The sequence below is a fragment of the Moraxella lacunata genome, from assembly GCF_900453205.1.
GTDB lineage: Bacteria > Pseudomonadota > Gammaproteobacteria > Pseudomonadales > Moraxellaceae > Moraxella > Moraxella lacunata_B.
In genome coordinates, this window is record NZ_UGQU01000001.1 from 592,559 (window position 1) to 611,864 (window position 19,306).

Sequence of the window (19,306 nt, forward strand, 5' to 3'; positions counted from 1 at the left end):
ATCAAACGAGTTTTTGACTTCGAGCCACAATCCGACCACTTAATTTTGAAAATTAAGTTAAAATCTTGAAAATTTACACGATTAAGTGGTCGGATAGCCATTTTTCATGCAAAAACCAATTTAAAACATTAAATTTTTATCTTATTTTATAAAAATGTTATCAATGGTAGGCATGCCCTAAACTCTTTTAGGTTTGAGTCTATATTTTATAAAGGAGTGTCACGTGGAAATCACACTAAACGGCTACTATACGCTGATTTTGGCGACCATTGTCCTACTTGTGGGGCAATTTTTGGTTAAAAAGATTAAATTTTTAGAAGATTTTAACATCCCTGAGCCTGTGGCAGGTGGCTTACTTGCAGCTGCCATCATTTATTTTTTAAACTTCCAATACGGTTACGTCTTTAACATTCATAAAGAATTACAAACCGCCTGTATGCTGATGTTTTTCTCATCCATCGGCTTGTCGGCAGATTTTCGCCGTCTAAAAGCAGGTGGGCTACCACTGGTTATTTTGACGGTCGTGGTCGGTTTTTTCCTGCTTGTACAAAACGGGGTGGGCGTGGCACTGGCATCTATGCTTGGACTTGACCCTATCATGGGGCTTGTGGCAGGCTCTATCAGTTTGATTGGCGGTCATGGCACGGCAGGTGCGTGGGGGGCAACCCTTGAAAACGACTATGGCGTAACAGGGGCTATTACCATGGGCATTGCGGCAGCAACTTATGGCTTGGTGGCAGGCGGTCTTATCGGTGGTCCTGTGGCAAAACGCCTTATCAAAAACATGGGCATGCAAGCCGTCAATACCGCACCAAACAACGCAAACCTTGACAAAACAGACGGTAGCAATGACGCCAACAACACCGTGTTTGAAAAAGCCGACAGCGTTCGCTTGATTACTGCCGTGTCTGCAGTAGAAACTTTGGCTTTGTTTGCTGTGTGTTTGGTGGCTGCCGACTATATGAGCGGTGTTGCCAAAGACATCGAGTGGTTAGCTCAGCTTAAAGTTCCGACCTTTGTGTGGGCGTTGGCTACAGGCGTGATTTTGCGTAACGTTTTGACCAGTCTTTTTAATTTTGATATGTTTGACCGTGCCATTGATGTGTTTGGCAATGCGTCTTTGAGCCTATTTTTGGCAATGGCACTCATGTCATTAAAACTGTGGGAACTTGCCGACTTAGCAGGTCCTTTGGTTATCATCCTAGTTGTACAGACCATTGTGATGATTTTGTTTGCCTACTTTGTGACGTTTAGAGTCATGGGCAAAAACTACGATTCGGCAGTACTGGCGGCAGGTCATTGTGGTTTTGGTATGGGTGCAACCCCGACCGCCGTGGCAAACATGCAAGCGGTTACTGACCGTTATGGTGCATCCCACAAGGCGTTTTTGATTATCCCAATGGTGGGGGCGTTCTTTGTGGATTTGATGAATCTTGTGGTGCTACAAGGTTTCTTGATGTTGCCATTTATGAAATAAACCCTATAAATAAAAAGGCGTATCGTTAGGTACGCCTTTTTTGTTGGTAAATTCAAACCTAACAACCCCCACTTTATCAAAGATTATCTCCAACCATGGCTGTTAGTCATGTTGGAATTGTTGGTTTTGTAGGGCATGTTGAACACTGATACACCCAAGAAACTTTAAAATTACTACAAATACAATGATATGTGGATATGGGGGCGTGCTGAGCACGCCTTGTATAGTAATATCATCAAAGGGTGTGCTCAGCACACCCCTACAAACCCGTGGTAAATATCAAGTTGGTTGGGTGTAATAGTTTTATGAAATAAGATAAAAACTTAACGTTTTGGTAGTGGCCTAAAAAGTATGCTGAACTAATTTTTCCGTTCACCCTAAGCTTGTCTGCGAGTCGGAAAACCGTCGTGGGTGGATATAGCTCATCACGAACAGTTTTCTTTGTAGCATAATTTTTTAACTAGAACCAACTTTTAAAGTTTTAGACCGTATTTACAATCATCTAAGACAATAGTCATGGGTTTTGAATTTTACCCACAAAAAAGAGCGATAAACACGCCCTTCTTTATGTTTTTGACCTCTTGCGAAATTACAATTTTATTGAGCTTGTCAAAATTCCAAATCCAATAAAATCAAGGTTTGCAAGCTAAAATTTTTGAATTTCTCAAGAATTCTAATCATCAACCAAATATCGCCGACAATGCCAAAAACGCCATGGCACTAATCGCCGCCGCTGCAGGAAGTGTGATGACCCACGCAAGCCCGATGGGTTTCATGAGTTTCCAGTTGGTGCTTTTGTTCACAAGTCCAATACCCAGCACCGCTCCGACAAGAATATGCGTACTAGACACAGGAATGCCAAGGCTTGACGCTCCCATAACAACAGCCGCCGCCGCAAGCTCGGCAGAAAAGCCCGATGCTGGGTGCATTTCGGTCAAATTTGTGCCAACAGTTTGGATAACTTCTTTACCAATAAACCAAAGCCCCACGATAAGCGACACACCAAAGGTTACCATCACAGGAGCAGGTACGGTGGCTTTGGCGGCAATGGCGTTCTCTTTTATCACTTCCATAATCGCCACAAAAGGCCCGACAGCGTTGGCGATGTCGTTTGAGCCGTGGCTAAACGCAAACGCACAAGCGGTAAATACCTGCATCCAGCTAAACATGATAAAGGTCGCCTTGCCCAAGTCCTCTTTGTGCTTACCACGAATGGTCTTGGTATAGATAAAGGCAGTAAGCCACACCATCGCCCCAATCATACCCATGACAAGGGCAGAATGCAAGGTGGATAGGTTTAGCCCTGTGTTTTTTAGCCCCTTAAACACCACCATCGCTGTCATCACCACCGCACCCAAAGCAGCGATGAGTGGCACCCATGTTTTTAATGCTTTTAAGGTGTCAAGATTTTCACGCTTGTTTTCTAGGGCGTATAATTCTTTGTAATAGCCCGTTTCAAGCTCATCGGCATTGTCAATTTCTTTATAAACTTCTTGGTCTCGCAAAAGGGCTGTTGTGTAAGGCAGTTTTTCGCTTTCGCTTAATTTTTCAAAATGCTCTTTTTGGCGTGCTTTTAGGGCTTTTTTCTCAGCTTTTAATTCTTTGACTTTAACTTCCATTTGGTCGTTGTATGCCAAAATGTTCTTTTTGATAAGCCCATAAATCACATAAGACAACGCCCCACCAAGGACAGGCGACAGCACCCACGAGATGGCAATCTCGCCAATTTTTGACCATTTGACAGTAGATAAGGCAAGCTCAGACCCACCCAAATTTACGCCAAGCACAATGCTTGACCCCACAATACCACCGATGATGGCGTGCGTGGTTGATACAGGCAACCCCCTTTTTGTGGCAAACAGTAGCCAAAACGCTGCTGCGATAAGTGCCGAGAGCATAAGATAAATAAACTGGTTAGGCGACACCCCCAAATCCGAGATATCCACAATACCACTACGGATTGTATCGGTAACGGCAGCTCCAGCAAGCACCGCCCCAGAGACTTCAAAAATTGCCGCCACTGCCAGAGCTTGGGTGACACTGAGCGTCCCCGCTCCGACTGACGTACCAAAGGAGTTGGCGACATCATTACCACCGATGTTAAACGCCATAAAAATCCCAAAAAATGACGCTACTAAGAACAGCACGACTTGCTGATGATTGGTGTAGTCAAGCCCCCATATCACAAAATAAACGCTGATACCTAACATCAACAAGGCAAAAAAGACATTCGCCGCCATGGGCGTAGACTGCTTCGCTGAATTTACCATAAAATCCGCCAAGGGTTGGTTAAATTAAAAGAATATCACAATAAAAAAGCCCCACCCATTTTAACTCCTTAAATGGGCAACGCCACTACAAATTCGTATTAATCATCACGGATAACATAAGTTTATCCAAAAATTGTTGCATTATAAAAGTCAAATATGACAATTATATGACAATTTTAACACATTTCATAAGTTTTGGGAAAATGTATCAAAATGTTATGATTGTTTTGCTTTTTAACAGCATTAGCGTGCCTGATGGCAAAACATCTCGCCTGCCCCCATCAGAAGTTCAAGCACGCCCTCCTCAATGCGTTTGACATAGCTAATATCATTCATCAAAGACGATGCTTGTTCGCCATCAAGCACGCCATCTCTAAGGCGGGTAAATACCTGCCCCCGCATGTCATCAAGCCCATCAGCATGGCGAATGAGCGTATCTATGTGCATGACCCACTTTTGTGAACCTAGCTTCATTTCTTCGGCTTTGGCAAGGGCTTGTAGCGAGACAAACAAATGCTCTCTAAGATAGCGGTATTCTTTGCCAATATCATTGATGCCGCCATCTTTTTTGTCATTCTTTACATCCATCGCCAAAAACTTTGCCATGTTCTTTTGCAAATGCTTGGCATCTTTTACCATGCCCAGCAAGGTAAACGCCACCAGATGAATGGCGGTCAGCTCATCTTGGCGAGTGTCGGTCTCATCCACGTCCATTTTGCTGACAAAGTCCAAAATCTCACCATACAAAGGCTTAATCTGCCATTCATACAAAGTCTGTACATTTGGCTCAAAAGGCGGTGTGGGAGCGGTTGGCGACTCGTCTTTTTTATAAATGTCATCGCTTGGCACAAAGACAGCGTGCGACATCACTTCCATGCTAAGGCTTGCCAAATGGCGAATCTCTTGGGACACCGCTCGCAGGGCAATGTCTGCCGACATCAAAGCATTGGGGTCAAGATGGCGTGGCATGACCGCCTGTGAGCCGTCGGGCAGAAGTTTGGTGTTGGTTTTGTCGGGCAGGATTTTGGTTAAAACATTGGCAAGATTGCCCTGCCACCGCCAAAACACCGCAATACCAAACACATTAAAAAGCGTATGAAATAGAGCAAGCTGTATCAAAGGCGGAAAATTGGCAAGCTCGGCAATGGCATCCACTATCGTGGTCATCGGCATCCACAGCACAAAAGTCAAAATGGCTGTTACCCCATTAAAAATCAGGTGTGCCAACGCAAGGCGTTGCCCTGCTCGCTCGCTACTTATCATGCCCATAATGGCGGTCGTGGCGGATGAGCCTAAGTTTGAACCGACCGCAATAGCAAAGGCTTGGGGAATGGTGATTTGCATACTGGCAAGGGCGGTCAAGGTCAAAATCAGCGTAGCATGGGACGACTGCAACACGCAAGTCAATAAAAATCCAATCCCTGCAAAGGTCAGCACTTCTAAGGTCGGGCTAAAATTCAAAGACGCAAAATCAAGCTGTCCGCCAAACGCCCCAAAGCCTGATTTAATGGCATCAATGCCCATAAAAATAAGTGCCACCCCCACCAATATCCGCCCTACCGCCTTGGGCTGACCGCCGAAAAACCCAAGCAAAATCCCAAAGACAAGCATAGGAATGGCAACAGGCGATAAGCTCACGCTTTGCCCTGCCAAGGCAAGTAGCCAAATGCCTGTGGTTGCCCCAAGGTTGGTACCAAAAATGATGGCAATACCGCCAGCAAGCGTAATCATGCCCGTCCCCAAAAAGGCGATGGTCAAAAGCGATACAAGCGTACTGGACTGCAAAATAAAGGTCGAACCCACCCCAAACAAAAAGCCCTTGGCAGGTGTGGCGGTGCTTTTGGTCATGAGTTTTTCAAGTGTCCCGCCTGCCGTGCTGTGTAAGCCCTCCTCTATGCACTGCATACCAAACAAAAACAACGCAAGCCCATAGCACAGATGTAGCCAAGCTGAGCTGTACCAAAAGGACAAGCCAAGCCCCACGGCAAAGACGACAAGCATGAGATGGTGTAGGCAGTTTTTGCGTTTCATGATGGACACTTCATGATTGGTATGTGGCATGAACAAAAACCACGACAATCCTATTTTACAGTTTTGTCATGGCTTTGTTACGGTTTTGTCACTATTTTGTCATAAATCAATGATAGCAGTATTGATTTGATTTTGCAAATGGTTTTTAATGGCTATACATCAAAAGCTCTCTTCTACTTCGCCATAGACCACCTCTTCTTCCACGACATCATCAGCCACCTCGCCATAGACCACTTCGCCATCGTCAATGACTTCATCAGCTGTCTCGCTTGGTTCATCATGATAATACTCTTCACTCAGACAAGACGTGCTTTGTTTGGGGGCATGTTCTGCCAATACTGGCACATACATGGCATGCTCGCAGGCTTCATCGGAGAGCAGTCCTGTCTCGCCATCGAGCCACAGCCACGCCACTTTATCACTCTCATTAAGACGCACAGGGGCTAGGTTAAGCCGTCTCATATAATCCGCCCAAATTGGCAACGCTCCCAACCCCCCTGTCAGCCCAATAGGCTTATTGTCATCACGTCCAACCCACACCACCGAGACGTAGTTACCACTAAACCCTGCAAACCACGCATCACGAGCATCATTGGTCGTGCCTGTTTTGCCAGCGAGTTTATAAGTATTGCCAATGTTACCCATGCCTTTGGCGGTGCCGTCTTTGACCACTTGTTGTAGACCGAAGTTTGTTACCGTCATGACCTCAGGCGGTATGCGTGCCGTCGATTTGATGTTATCGTCTGTTCGCTGAATCACTTTGCCCGTCTCGCTGATGACCCGACGAATGCTATGAATGGGGGTGTGATAACCGCCACTGGCAAAGACTTGATAGACCCCGAGCATGTCCATGGGCGACAAATCAATCGCCCCAAGCATGACCGATGGGTAGTGAGGGACTTCACTCACCACTCCCAACTGACGTAGCTGTTTGGCGAACACATCTACCCCAAAATCCATGCCAACATTGACCGCTGACTGGTTATAAGAATTGGCAAGGGCGGTGAGCATAGGGACATCGCCATAGCTTCTGCCAGAATAGTTTTTGGGTGTCCATGATTTGCCACCAGCAGGATAGGCGATGGGTTCATCTTTGACAGGGGTTGCCCAGTGGTATTTACCCGACTGGATGGCGGTCATGTAGATGACAGGCTTTAACAATGAGCCGACCTGTCGTTTTGAATCAATGGCACGGTTAAACCCCGTAAAGTCGCTGGCACTGCCCACGATGGCAACGAGCTCGCCCGTGGCAGGGTCAGCACTGACCAATGCCCCTTGTAGCTTCTTGTTTTTATTAACTTTTTTATTTAAATGTTCACTAATGGCTTTATCTGCCGACATTTGGGCAATCGGGTCTAGCGTTGAGATGATTTTTAGCCCCGCCCCACGCAAATCGCTGTCTTTATAATACTGTCTTAGCTCACGGCTGACCGCATCAAAAAAAACAGGGAATTTGGGCTTGGCGATGGCAGGGGTTTTGACCACGCCCAGTGGTCGCTCGGTTGCTTCATTATACTCATCTTGGCTGATTTTACCCATGATTAGCATGTTATGTAGCACGGTATTACGGCGTTCGGTTGCCCGCTCGGGGTGCTTTCTGGGATTATAATAGCTTGACCCCTTGGCAACCCCGACAAGCAAGGCATATTGGTCAAGACTTAGCTCTGATATGGGCTTGTCAAAATAAAAATGCGATGCAATGCCAAAGCCATTGACCGAACGATTGCCATTTTGTCCCAGATTAATCTCATTTAAATACGCCAGCAAAATCGCATCTTTGCTATAATGACGCTCTAACAGCAGAGCCATCAAGGCTTCATTTGCCTTGCGTTTTAGGGTGCGTTCGGAGTTTAGGTAGAAGTTTTTGATGAGCTGTTGGGTAATGGTTGAACCGCCTTGACGTTCGCCCCCTGTGATGTTGGAGAGCAACGCTCGGCTCGTGCCACGCAGTGAGATGCCATAATGTTCATAAAAACCACGGTCTTCGGTCGCAATGAGTGCATCCACCAACTGCCTCGGCATGGTATCTTTGGTCAGCAAAATGCGGTCTTCGTTATTCTCAGGATAGATACCGCCAATGTTAATCGGCTCTAAACGCACCACCCCATCTGTATTAGGATTGGTGCTTTGGATTTTGGCGACTTTGCCAGCGTTAAAGGTGATTTTTAGCACCTGTGCTGGGTCTATCTCGCCATCGCCATAATCAAACCCCCGTATATGCACCGTGTAGGTATTGCCCGATTTCTCATAACGCCCCGTCTGATTGACATCGCCTTGGCTATATCCTAGCATGTCAAGCCACGCCTTAAAATTGGCATCAGAGACCGCCACGCCCTGCTCCAAATCTAGCGGACGAGAGTAGACCGTGGCAGGAATGTCCCAACGGCGATTTTCAAATTTACTGACAATCTCGCTGTTTAACTTATAGGCATACATCGCCAAAAACACCAGCCCTGCGATGATGATAGCCAACAGCAAAAACCCAACAAGCATCAGCCCCTGCTCTGATTTTGGCGAGCGGTTGGGGATTTTTTTATGATTTAGCATGATAATCATTGTTAAAATATTAAAAGTGTCATATCATAACGTTAAAATCAGGCGTTTGGCAAGTGAAAAAAACATGGAGAACCGCCCAAATGTTACAGATGGCTGACAGGATATAATTAGGGCGTGCCTACCATTGATAACATTTTTATAAAAAGAAAACAAATTTTAAAAATTTCACTCTATTTTTACATCAAAAATGGCTCAATCCTAACCATCCAACTTTTCCACCATAAAATCAATAAACGCCCGTACTCTGGCACTCAAAAACGCCCTATCCACATACACCGCATAGAGCGTGACCGACAACAGCTCATAATCAGCAAGCAGTCGCACCAGTCGCCCATCTGCCAAATCATGCTCAACAAGCCAGCTTGGGGCATAGCCAATCCCTGCCCCTGCCCGTACCAGCTCACTAATCATGGGTGTGTCATTACTGTACATGGACGGCTTGGGGTTTAGTACAAATTCCGATTGCGTGGCGTGATGATAAATGGACACACTGTCCATTTTGACATACGTTGGCAATATCACCCGATGACAAGCAGGGTCGTTTAGTTCATCGGGCGTGGTCGGCGTGCCATGGCGTGACAGATAATCAGGGCTTGCCACCAGATAAAAATCCATGCGTGTCAAAGGGCGAGCTATCAAAGATGGCTTGGGGTCGTGGGTGATTCGCAGTGCCAAATCAAAACCATCCGCCACCAAATCCACGAACTGGTTGGACAGCGAGACATTCAAAATCACGTCAGGATAACGTGCCTGAAATTCACTCAAATAGCCTGCCATCTTAGGATTGGCAAACCATCTGGGCATGGTGATTTTTAACATGCCACGCACGCCAGCGGTTGCCCCTTGGGCAGTCTCTTTGGCACTGTCTAACAGTTCCAAGGCATACAGCGACTCACGATAATACTGCTCGCCTGCATCGGTCAGATGAATATTGCGACTGTTTCTGTGTAACAGCTTGGTGCCAAGCGTGCGTTCTAAGTGAGCGACGTGCTTACTGGTCATCGCCACCGACATATCTAAGCTGTCGGCAGATTTGGTAAAACTGCCTGTCAAAACCACTTGATGAAAGACTTTGATGCTGGTAAGTGTGTCCATGTTGGAGGTTCTTTGTTATTGATTGCTTGATATTTTGCCATAGGTTTTGCGGGGTGTGTGTTGAGTACACCCTTTGATGACATTACCATGCAAGGCGTGCTCAGCACGCCCCTACATCCAAACATCATTGTGTTTGTAGTAATTTTAAAGTTTATTGTGTATGCTTAACAAAACCATTTTGCCATTATAAACCTTTTCTTAATAAGAAACAAACCTTTAACAAAATGGCTATTGTTTTCTTATTATTTTAATTTATAATAAATCCCATTCTACTCATTCTTAACATAAGGAATGCCCATGTCTGTTCAAACCCTACAAGCCACCGCTGAACTTCGCCGTTCTATCTATGCCCTAGACAAGAATAGCCCCCTAACCAGCGTACAAATCGACCAAATCGTCGAACACGCCCTACTACATACACCATCATCCTTTAACTCACAGTCCACTCGCCTTGTGGTGCTACACGGGGCTGAACACGAAAAACTGTGGGACGCCACCACCGAAATTTTGCATGCTATCGTACCTGCCGAGAATTTTGCCCCCACCCAAGACAAATTAAACGCATTTAAAGCAGGGGCAGGCACGGTGCTGTTTTTTGAAGATACTGACGTGGTCAAAGGCTTGCAAAAACAATTCCCTGCTTATGCCGACAACTTCCCCATCTGGGCAGGTCACGCCAATGCCATGGTGCAGTATGCCATCTGGACAACCCTAGCTTCCGCCAATGTCGGTGCCAACTTACAGCACTACAACCCACTCATTAATGACTTCGTGGCAAGCGAATGGGGCGTGCCTAGCAACTGGCAACTGGTCGCCCAAATGGTCTTTGGCGGTATTGTCGCCCCTGCTGGCGAGAAAACGTTTGCCCCTGTGGCAGAACGCCTAAAAGTCTTTGGTTAATCATCAAACAGACAAGTTGGCATGAAAACAGAGATAAAACCAAGATAAAAAATCTTGGTTTTATTTTTTAAAAATAAATTTTTGTGTTATAATTAAGGTATTTACCATTTTAACAACCAAAAGACCATGACCAACATTCTTTTAAGTCGCCTACTGCCCGTCGCCCTATTCTCTGCTGTTGTCACACATGCCACAGCCAATACCATCTATGTCTATGAAGATGGCGATAACGGACAAAAATTTTTGACCAATGTCCAACAAAACGCCAGTGGCACCAAAAAATTCACCCAAATCAGTGTTACCTATTACCCTGACACCAAATTACACTCTAACGGCAACATCCCTAGCACCTACAACCCAACGACCGCCGCCACACCCAGTCGCAGTGCCAACCGTAACGCCTACGACCATTTAATCCGTGCCGCCGCTGCTCGTCATGGCGTAGACCCTGCCCTTGTCAAAGCCATCATTCACACCGAATCTGCCTTCAACCCAAATGCTCGCTCACCTGTGGGGGCAATGGGACTTATGCAGCTCATGCCCGGTACTGCCCGAGACATGGGCGTAAGTAACGCTTGGGACCCCGTCCAAAACATTGAAGGCGGGGTAAAATATCTTGCATGGCTACAACGCCAATTTCGCAACCGTGACCACGTCGTCGCCGCCTACAATGCAGGATTGGGCAATGTCCGCAAACATGGTGGCATTCCTCCATTTCGGGAAACCCAAAATTACGTCCGCTCGGTAAACAGCCGTTATGCCAGTCTCTATCGCCATGATACGGGTATTATCGGGGGTGGCACGCACTTGGCAATGAACCAAAACTTTACCACGCCCGCCCCGACCACCTTGCAAGTACCCAGCTCGTCAGGCGTTCAAAATGTCAGCATTACTTACACCACCCCAAATAATAACTACGCCACTCCCCAAAACCCCAGTGTTGGTAGTGGCTCAGGACGTATTTACATCCATAAATAATGTGCTTGTAACTGGTTGATTTTAAAAAAATATCTAATTTTTGTAAAAATAATCAATCAGTTACACAACTACCATTTAAATTTTTAACGTCATGCCCCATAATAGCAGTAATGCCAATGGGGGCATTTTTATTTTGCAACTTTTATTTTAAGGAAAATTTACCGTGTTACGCATTGGTTTATTTTTACTCACCAACGTCGCCGTCATGGTCGTGGCAGGTATCGCCTTTTTTATCCTAAGTAGAGTCTTTGGATTGGGCGGTGTGCATGGACCGGGCGGACTTCAATATGGTTCGCTTGCCGTATTATGCCTGTGCTATGGCATGATTGGCTCAATGATTTCTTTATTTTTGTCAAAATGGATGGCAAAAAAATCCACAGGTACGGTCATCATTGAACGTCCCAGTAACGCCACCGAGCAGTGGCTTGTGGATACCGTCGCCAAACAAGCCAAAGCTGTCGGTATTGGCATGCCCGAAGTGGGTATTTTTGACAATGCCCAACCCAACGCCTTTGCCACAGGGTGGAACAAAAACTCTGCCCTAGTCGCTGTTTCATCAGGACTGCTACACACCATGACCGCCGATGAAGTCGAAGCGGTATTGGCTCACGAAATCGGACACGTTGCCAATGGCGACATGGTAACGCTTGCCTTAATTCAAGGTGTGGTGAACGCCTTTGTCATGTTCTTTGCCCGTATCATCGGCTCATTTGTTGACCAAGTGGTCTTTAAAAACGAAAGCGACTCCCCTGGTATCGGCTACTTTGTAACCAGTATGGTTATGGACATCTTGCTTGGCTTTTTGGCAAGTGCCATCGTCATGTGGTTCTCTCGCTTGCGTGAATACCGTGCCGACGAGATGGGGGCAAAACTTGCCAGCCGTGACAAGATGATTAGTGCCCTAAACGCCCTACGTCCCGCCGAAGCTCGCCCCGATCAAATGCCAGAGAGCATGAAAGCCTTTGCCATTTCTAGCGGTCAATCCCAAGGATTTAGCATTGCCAATCTGTTCCGCACACACCCGACATTGGATGAGCGTATCTCGGCACTGCAAAAACTACCTGCCAATTAACATCATGTCATCATGTCATAAAAATCCCCTTGATTGGGGATTTTTTATTAAAGCAACCACGGCACAATCACAGGGGCTAAAAATGCCGTTAAAATACCATTTAAAATCAGCCCCACTGTCGCATACGCCACAAACCTTGACCCCATCTGCATGACACGCACCGTACCAAGGGCGTGCGACGCTGTCCCCATGGATAACCCCCACGCCATAGGATGAGTGGATTTGACAAATAACAGCACGCCTATGCCCATCATCTGCCCCACCACACCTGCGATGAGTACGGTACTGGCGGTAATACCCATCACCCCATCCAATTTATCGGTGACCTCGATGGCAATCGGCATGGTGACAGATTTGGGGGCGATGGCGATGGCACTTTGCTCACTGCCCCCCATCAGACGCACAAGCCACACCCCTGAGATAATACCCGTGAGCGAGCCTAGCAGTTGTGAGATGATAATAGGAAACCACTGCGAGCGGATTTTTTGCCACTGAACATAAAGCGGAATGGCAAGTGCCACAACCGCAGGCTGCAACCAAAAGGTCAGTTGGTGACTCGCCTGCTCAAAGCTCACCCACTCTATATTTAGCGCTTTTAGTAAGATGATAACCACGATGGTTGTGATGAGTGTGGGGTTGATGAGCTGATTTTTGAAACGGGCTTTGATGTGCATACAGCCGTGAAAGACAGCGATGAGCATAAATAGCAGAAAAAAGGGGCTGTTTAATAGCTCTGACAGCTCGGTATTCATGAGCTACCCCCTTGATTTGTTCGTCCTTGATGTCTGGCTTTTTGGGCGTGCCGTAGCCACTCATAGGATTTACCCGTCACAATCAGTACCATCAATGTACTGATGGCAGTCGCCCCGATAAGCACCCCCAAATCCGCCCGAATGATGTCCAGATACTGCATGATGGAGATACAGGCAGGCACGACCATTAGCACCAAGTAGTCCAGTAAGGTCTTGGCAAGGCTCTGCACCGTCTCTAACTTAACCACGCCTGTCTGCAACGCCCCAAATAGGATAATCAGCCCAATCACGCTCGGGGGCAGGGGCAATCCTGTCAGGGCGATAAAAATCTCGCCCAAAAACACACACCCAAAAATAATCAAAAATGCTTTTAAAATCATGACGGTTTTATCCGACCCAAAGATACCCAAGATGACGTATTGTACAAAACTTTATGGCAATTTGCACCGCTTAATTGAAATTGTTATTTTATTTTGTTAAATTTGATAAAAAGGCTTGATTTGATGAAAATAGGTCTTATTTAATAATCTCTATTTTTCCAAATCACCACAGGAGATGATATGCCATACGTTCGTGTTCGCACCACCGAAGGGGCAAGACTTGCCAAACGCCTAACCAACCACTTTCGCCATAAAGTAGAAGTTACCGAGACCGACACGGGTTATTTGGTCAAAATGGCAGGGGCGGACGTTGTGTTTACACCCCACGATGATGAGCTGTACATTGAGTACACTCGTAACGAAACTACCGACAGCCCCGAACGCCCTTATGATGAAACTCGCCTACGCTTTGTCATTAGCGACCATTTAGACCGCATGGCAAACCAGACGTTTGAGTATGATTGGCAAGATTAAATTTAGGGCAATAAAAAAGGGCAATCACGCCCTTTTTTAGTTTTAGCCTTTATTACTGCAATTTGCTTTGGCTGTTTTCTGCAATGCTCATTTGCACGCCCTGTCCTAGACCTTTACCGATTTGCACGCCAAGACGGTCAAAGACCTTACGCATAGGGTCTACATAAGTGTAATTCACCGAATGCTCAACGCCCAGCTCTTTTTCTAGCTTGCTAATACCACCTGCTTTGTCAGCAAGTCCCAGTTCAAGCGACTCTTTACCCGTCCAAAACAGACCGCTAAACACGTTGTTTTGTTCGGCATTTTTGAGCTTATCGCCACGCCCTTCTTTGACCGCGTCGATAAAGTTTTGGTGTGTGGTGTCAAGCAGTTGTTGGACGTGTACCCGCTCGTCTTCGGTCATGGGGCGAGACATGGATAGGATGTCTTTGTACTGCCCCGATGTCATGGTGCGGTCTTGGACACCGATTTTTTTCATCAGCTCTTCGGTGTTATAGCTTGACATGATGACCCCGATAGAGCCGACCAGACTTGATGGATTCACCCAAATCTCATCGGCAGAGCTGGCGATATAATACGCCCCACTTGCTCCAATGTCGCCAATAACAGCATAGAGTTTTTTGTCGGGGTTGTCTTTACGTAGTTCCATGGCGGTCTGCCAAATCTCGTCCGACTGCACGGGCGAACCCCCAGGGGAGTTGATGGCAAGGGCAACGGCTTTGGCATTAGGATTTTCAAAGGCTTCGGTCAATGCTGAGCTGATGTCATAAGCATTGGCGTCGCTGTCACTGGCAATCACGCCATTGACTTCCACCACCGCCAAATGGGGCGAGTTCGCTTCTAGTGGCATGGTGCTACTGGCAGTGCTACACCCACGCCCCATGACGGCGATGATAAAAACGATATAGCCGAACGTGAGCAATTTAAAAAATATCCCCCAACGGCGGGCTTTTCTTTGCTCATCAAGACTTGCCATGAGTGTTTTCTCTAGCAGTCGCCACTCTTGACCGCTGTATTGGTTGGGCGGTGTTTGTGGCGCTGGGTTTGGGCGTTCGTTTGAGTTGTCTTTATTGGGGTTTGGTGGCCATGCCATGATGTATTTTCCTGACTTAACTTGGACGTGTTGAACCTTTATGACACTATTTACAATATAGAAATATTTTAGAAAAAACTAATTGTTTTTGCATGAAAAATGGCTAAATCTTGTGGCTCGAAGTCAAAAACTTGCTTGATAGAGCGACTATCAACCTGCGTTTTTTCCTTGAAAAACGTGCGATTTTTCTCATTTTTCATTGCAAATACAAAAGGCAGGCACGCCCTTTTAAAAATCCAAATTAAAACCGTGTGGTCGGTTTTAGATGATTTTAAATTTTAAAAGGGTTATTTTAACACAAATACCGCCAAATGCTCGCCTTAAATTTTATCAATTTGTTAAGGGCGTGTCTACTGACCACCAAGCTCTATCATCATCAGCTCGGCTCGCTCACGGTTGTCCGCTGTATCTTTGTCAGTAAAAACAAACCGTGATGGCAAAGTTTGTGCCAACACCGTCCCACTTACAGCATGGCGACTGTGTCCAAACCACACATCGGCATGCACCTGTTCATCATGGCACATACTCTCATACATGTGCCATGCATACTCATGGGTCGCTCCGTTAATGATGAGTCGTGACCCTGTCTGCTTGCTTTTTTGGTCATCACGACCATCATCATCGCCATAATCATGATGGATACCACCCATGATGGCAGGCATCAGCTCGCTCTCAACGATGATGGTACAGCTCCACACCCGCTCATCATCTATCATCTGCCAGCCTGTCATTGCCGATACGGCAAGCCCCTGCCCCGACCATGACCGCCCTGCCCCACACGCCTGCATAGGCAAGCCCTGCACGGTGTTTGTAGGTTGCCCCGCCTGCCAATAGCGATGGATAAGCACATCCTGTGCCAGCGTTGCCACCACATCACTCATGCGATGGCTTGGGGTCTGCACGATGACCCCTGTCAGATGGTGGACACCGTGCTGACGCAGTTTGTCGTGCAGAACACTCGCCACTTTATCATGTCCTACCGCCTTATCATCTTGCAAATCCGACAACACGAGCCACACCGCATCATCGCCATTATCCGCCCCTTGCTGACGGATGAGTACTTGGCTAACCTTATCATCACCGTCTAACACCATCACGCTAAATGGCGTTTGTCTATCTACAAATAACACCATCATCGCCACCGCCATGAGTGGCACCAATGCAAACTTCCGCTCTATCACAGGGGCAACCCACACCGCCACCCCAAGGGCAAACAGTGCCATGCCTATCACGCTCGTGGTCTGATACAGCCACACATCACTTAGGCTCTGTAACCACGTCAGGAGCTGATGAAGCCATGCCAATATCAGCGATGAGACACCCCAAAGCACATCAGCAAGGCTCGGCAACACCACAAAAATCACCCCTGCCACCAAATTTATCGGCACGATGACCGCCCCAAACAGTCCCACCGCAAACAGATTGACAAACAACCCCCACAGCGAGACTTTGCCAAAAACAACAGCGACACAGGAAGCATGGCAATAAAGAGATAGCTTTGTAATTTTAATAAACCGACCAGACGGTCTTTTATGGATATGACCGGCACATCAAACTCTCGCTCGCCATAACTCATGAGCAGTGCCACCGCCACAAAGGACAGCCAAAACCCCGCTTGCCACACCATGACAGGGTCAAGCCATATCATGCCCAGCCCTACCCACATCAGCACCGCCAACGACGACAAAGGCAATGCCAAATAGCCTGCCACCGCCACCGCCAACAGCATGTAAACCGTCCGCACCGCAGGCACATCAAAGCCTGTAAACAACGCATAAATCATGCTCGCCCCCACCATGACAAACAGTCGCAGGCAATGGCGGGGCAGTCGCTGATAATATGGCAAAAATCTATCGGTCAGATAACACACCCCAAAGCTCAACATCGTCGCCAATAGCACCACATGCATGCCCGAGATGGCAAGCAGATGACTGATACCGCCAAACTGGTATAGGTCTTTGGTCGCACGACTGATTAATGCCCTATCGCCCGTCAATAGGGCAAGCGTGACCGCTCGGGCTTGCTGTTTATCATCACTAAGAGCATGCCAATCTTTATAAAAATGCGTGCGTAACGCATGGCGAAATCGCTCTAAATGCCCCACCAAGCCGACCTGTAGCAGGGGTATCGGCTCATCATGCACCGCCAATACTCGGGCATTGGCATGGATGTGGCGTGTACGAAGCCACCGCTGACTGTCAAAGCCTGACGCACTAGGGTCGGCAGTGATGGGTGTGATACGTAGCGTCATGTAAGCGGTCGTGGCAGGGTGTAGCTTGGCGAGCTGATGGCGGTTCGAGCCGTCCTTATTATCCTTGACATCTGCCACTTGGAGTAGTACCGTCATCTGACTGGGCAGGGGCGGATGGGATTCGGGTGTGTCTGCGGTAACAGCAAATGGGTTATGGGTCTCTGTCCTTGTGTGCTCGCCCTCATCTTTGCTATCTTTATTATTCTTACCAACATCATTAAAGCCATCCAACAAGCGGTCACCGCCAAATGTCAAATCAGACAGCACTGCTTTTTGGCGATAATAGCTCCCTGTGTCATACACGCTGTCGCTAATCTCATGCACCGTCACTTTGGCGGTGATGGTATAGCCATGCTCAGGGATGGCATGAGCAGTATTTGTAAACGCCTGTTCGGTACTGATGGTGCGAAGTATGAATAATAGCACCACAAAGCCGACCAGTAGCACCTGCACGGCAACCTGCCCCACTCGGGCAAAAGCGGATTTGGGATGAAACTGATTAAATTTAAAACATAAAAAAGCACACCCCAATAAGAGCATGCTCATCATCATAAAACCCACCCCATGAGTCGCATCCATGCCAAACAGCTGACTGCTCACGGCTGTCATGTCATGGCTGGGCAAGACATCCAGCGTGGCAAGCACCATCAACGCCACGCCAATAAACACAAGCCAAATCAACATCACACCCACATCTTAGGCTTGACCCATGCCATGTCGCAACATCAGCTCAATCATCGCCAAATCATCAGGATAAGTCAGCTTCATGTTCATGCGTGAACCTTGCACCAAAGCCACCGACTGACCGAACTGCTCAAACCCACTGGCTTCATCGGTAATCATCAGCCCATCAGCGATGACCTTATCAAGCATGGCTTGCAAGGCGTGCAGTCTAAATACTTGGGGGGTTTGGGCTTGCCAAAGCTGATGACGGTCTATGGTGCGATGTATCTGACCATTGATATATTGGCAACCTATCAAGGCAGAGCTGTTGGTATCATGAGCAAGTTTTAAGGTATCAACCACAGGCGTGGCAAGTGTCGCTCCTACTGGGTTATACTTACCATCCGTCTGTTCAAGCCGTTCTAGTTCACGCACCGCACCAATCAGGCGGGTCAAATCATCGGCAGGCAAGCATGGTCTGGCACCATCATGGATAAGCACCCATACATCACCAACCGCTCGCCGAGCGATGTCATCCACGCCTGCCTTGACCGACAAAAAACGCTCTGCCCCACCTTCGGTCAGATAAATAGGGCGGTTAAACTCAAAATCCAAAGACGGCACCAGCGTATCATCTTTGGCGACCACAAGCGTCAAATCAGTGACGGCAGGGACATTTAAACACGCCACGCCATGCTCTAACACCGTTCGCCCTGCCACCGTCAAATACTGCTTTGGCACATCCGCCCCAAAACGACTGCCACGCCCTGCCGAGACGATGAGTGCGTGAATGGGTAGGTTGGGACTTGTCTGCTTCATCACTCGCCCGTATCACCGCTAACGCCCGTAAAGGCATTCTCACCCATGTCATCATCGATGAGTCCATCAACAGGCTCGGTCGCACTCACCCCATCCACGCCATAGGGAATCTCCCTATCACTCACCATGGGGGCAACGGACAACTCCACAAATGTCTCGCCTGACTTAATCAAACCCAAATCAAGGCGGGCATGCTCTTCAATAGCACCCAGCCCCGATTTTAAATCACGGACATCAGCTCGTAACGTGTCATTGACCGCTTGCTGAGTAGCATTGATTTTTTGTTGTTTGGCAAGTTCATTATTTAACTCATCAAACGCATGATGACCGAACTCGCCATACCAGTATTGGTGTTGTAGACCTGCCAGCACCACCGCTCCGAAAATAATGAGTAGCAGATAACCCAAAAAAGTAGGCGAAAAGCTAACGCCTACTTTTTGGTTGGGTGTTTGATGGTCTGATGAAAAAGCATCATCAGTTTTTTGGGTTGCCATA

General features: G+C 47.4%; 14 protein-coding genes and 1 pseudogene. 5 read left to right on the forward strand and 10 right to left on the reverse strand.

The window, feature by feature from the left end; translation table 11 throughout:
• The first annotated feature begins 223 nt into the window (after positions 1-223).
• Positions 224-1,477 (forward strand): sodium/glutamate symporter, encoded by a 1,254-nt coding sequence (gltS, locus tag DX073_RS02855; protein WP_115005335.1) that lies wholly within the window; start codon positions 224-226, stop codon positions 1,475-1,477.
• Between the two features lie 680 nt (positions 1,478-2,157).
• Here the strand turns inward: gltS and DX073_RS02860 are convergent.
• From DX073_RS02860 to DX073_RS02875, 4 genes are all read right to left on the reverse strand, one after another.
• A complete protein-coding gene (locus DX073_RS02860) occupies positions 2,158-3,747 on the reverse strand; it encodes an inorganic phosphate transporter (RefSeq protein WP_115005337.1) in 1,590 nt (529 codons plus the stop codon).
• A gap of 243 nt (positions 3,748-3,990) precedes the next feature.
• Positions 3,991-5,808 carry a Na/Pi cotransporter family protein gene (locus DX073_RS02865; RefSeq protein WP_220186701.1) on the reverse strand — a complete coding sequence of 606 codons (1,818 nt, stop codon included), beginning with the start codon at positions 5,806-5,808 and terminating at the stop codon, positions 3,991-3,993.
• 129 nt (positions 5,809-5,937) lie between these two features.
• Complete coding sequence (gene mrcB, locus DX073_RS02870; RefSeq protein WP_258556858.1) at positions 5,938-8,325, reverse strand: penicillin-binding protein 1B; 2,388 nt, start codon at positions 8,323-8,325, stop codon at positions 5,938-5,940.
• Between the two features lie 207 nt (positions 8,326-8,532).
• Complete coding sequence (locus tag DX073_RS02875) at positions 8,533-9,429, reverse strand: LysR family transcriptional regulator (RefSeq protein WP_115005342.1); 897 nt, start codon at positions 9,427-9,429, stop codon at positions 8,533-8,535.
• Between the two features lie 297 nt (positions 9,430-9,726).
• Here DX073_RS02875 and DX073_RS02880 point away from each other — a divergent pair, with 297 nt between their 5' ends.
• From DX073_RS02880 to htpX, 3 genes are all read left to right on the forward strand, one after another.
• On the forward strand, positions 9,727-10,329 hold the full coding sequence (locus DX073_RS02880) for a nitroreductase family protein (RefSeq protein WP_115005344.1): 603 nt from the start codon (positions 9,727-9,729) through the stop codon (positions 10,327-10,329).
• A gap of 126 nt (positions 10,330-10,455) precedes the next feature.
• The gene (locus tag DX073_RS02885; RefSeq protein WP_079326337.1) at positions 10,456-11,307 is read left to right on the forward strand and encodes a lytic transglycosylase domain-containing protein; all 852 of its coding nucleotides are present in this window, start codon (positions 10,456-10,458) and stop codon (positions 11,305-11,307) included.
• A 163-nt stretch (positions 11,308-11,470) separates the two neighbouring features.
• On the forward strand, positions 11,471-12,379 hold the full coding sequence (gene htpX / locus DX073_RS02890) for a protease HtpX (protein ID WP_029102027.1): 909 nt from the start codon (positions 11,471-11,473) through the stop codon (positions 12,377-12,379).
• A gap of 47 nt (positions 12,380-12,426) precedes the next feature.
• Here htpX and DX073_RS02895 read toward each other — a convergent pair whose 3' ends face one another.
• Both DX073_RS02895 and DX073_RS02900 read right to left on the reverse strand, forming a co-directional pair.
• Positions 12,427-13,131 carry an LrgB family protein gene (locus DX073_RS02895; protein WP_115005346.1) on the reverse strand — a complete coding sequence of 235 codons (705 nt, stop codon included), beginning with the start codon at positions 13,129-13,131 and terminating at the stop codon, positions 12,427-12,429.
• The gene (locus DX073_RS02900; protein WP_115005348.1) at positions 13,128-13,511 is read right to left on the reverse strand and encodes a CidA/LrgA family protein; all 384 of its coding nucleotides are present in this window, start codon (positions 13,509-13,511) and stop codon (positions 13,128-13,130) included. Before DX073_RS02900 ends, DX073_RS02895 begins: the two co-directional genes overlap by 4 nt.
• 180 nt (positions 13,512-13,691) lie before the next feature.
• On the opposite strand from DX073_RS02900, the gene DX073_RS02905 reads away from it, so the two are divergent.
• Positions 13,692-13,985, forward strand: coding sequence for a DUF2218 domain-containing protein (locus tag DX073_RS02905; RefSeq protein WP_115005350.1), 294 nt, complete (start codon positions 13,692-13,694; stop codon positions 13,983-13,985).
• Between the two features lie 52 nt (positions 13,986-14,037).
• Here DX073_RS02905 and sppA read toward each other — a convergent pair whose 3' ends face one another.
• The 4 genes and pseudogenes from sppA to DX073_RS02930 all read right to left on the reverse strand — a co-directional run bounded on the left by sppA (position 14,038) and on the right by DX073_RS02930 (position 19,305).
• Positions 14,038-15,078, reverse strand: a complete 1,041-nt coding sequence (gene sppA / locus DX073_RS02910; protein WP_115005351.1) for a signal peptide peptidase SppA — start codon at positions 15,076-15,078, stop codon at positions 14,038-14,040.
• Between the two features lie 350 nt (positions 15,079-15,428).
• Positions 15,429-18,013: pseudogene (locus DX073_RS15000) on the reverse strand (ComEC/Rec2 family competence protein).
• A gap of 12 nt (positions 18,014-18,025) precedes the next feature.
• Positions 18,026-18,811, reverse strand: a complete 786-nt coding sequence (gene ispD / locus DX073_RS02925; RefSeq protein WP_115005357.1) for a 2-C-methyl-D-erythritol 4-phosphate cytidylyltransferase — start codon at positions 18,809-18,811, stop codon at positions 18,026-18,028.
• Positions 18,811-19,305, reverse strand: a complete 495-nt coding sequence (locus DX073_RS02930; protein WP_115005360.1) for an FtsB family cell division protein — start codon at positions 19,303-19,305, stop codon at positions 18,811-18,813. Before DX073_RS02930 ends, ispD begins: the two co-directional genes overlap by 1 nt.
• Position 19,306 lies beyond the last annotated feature (1 nt).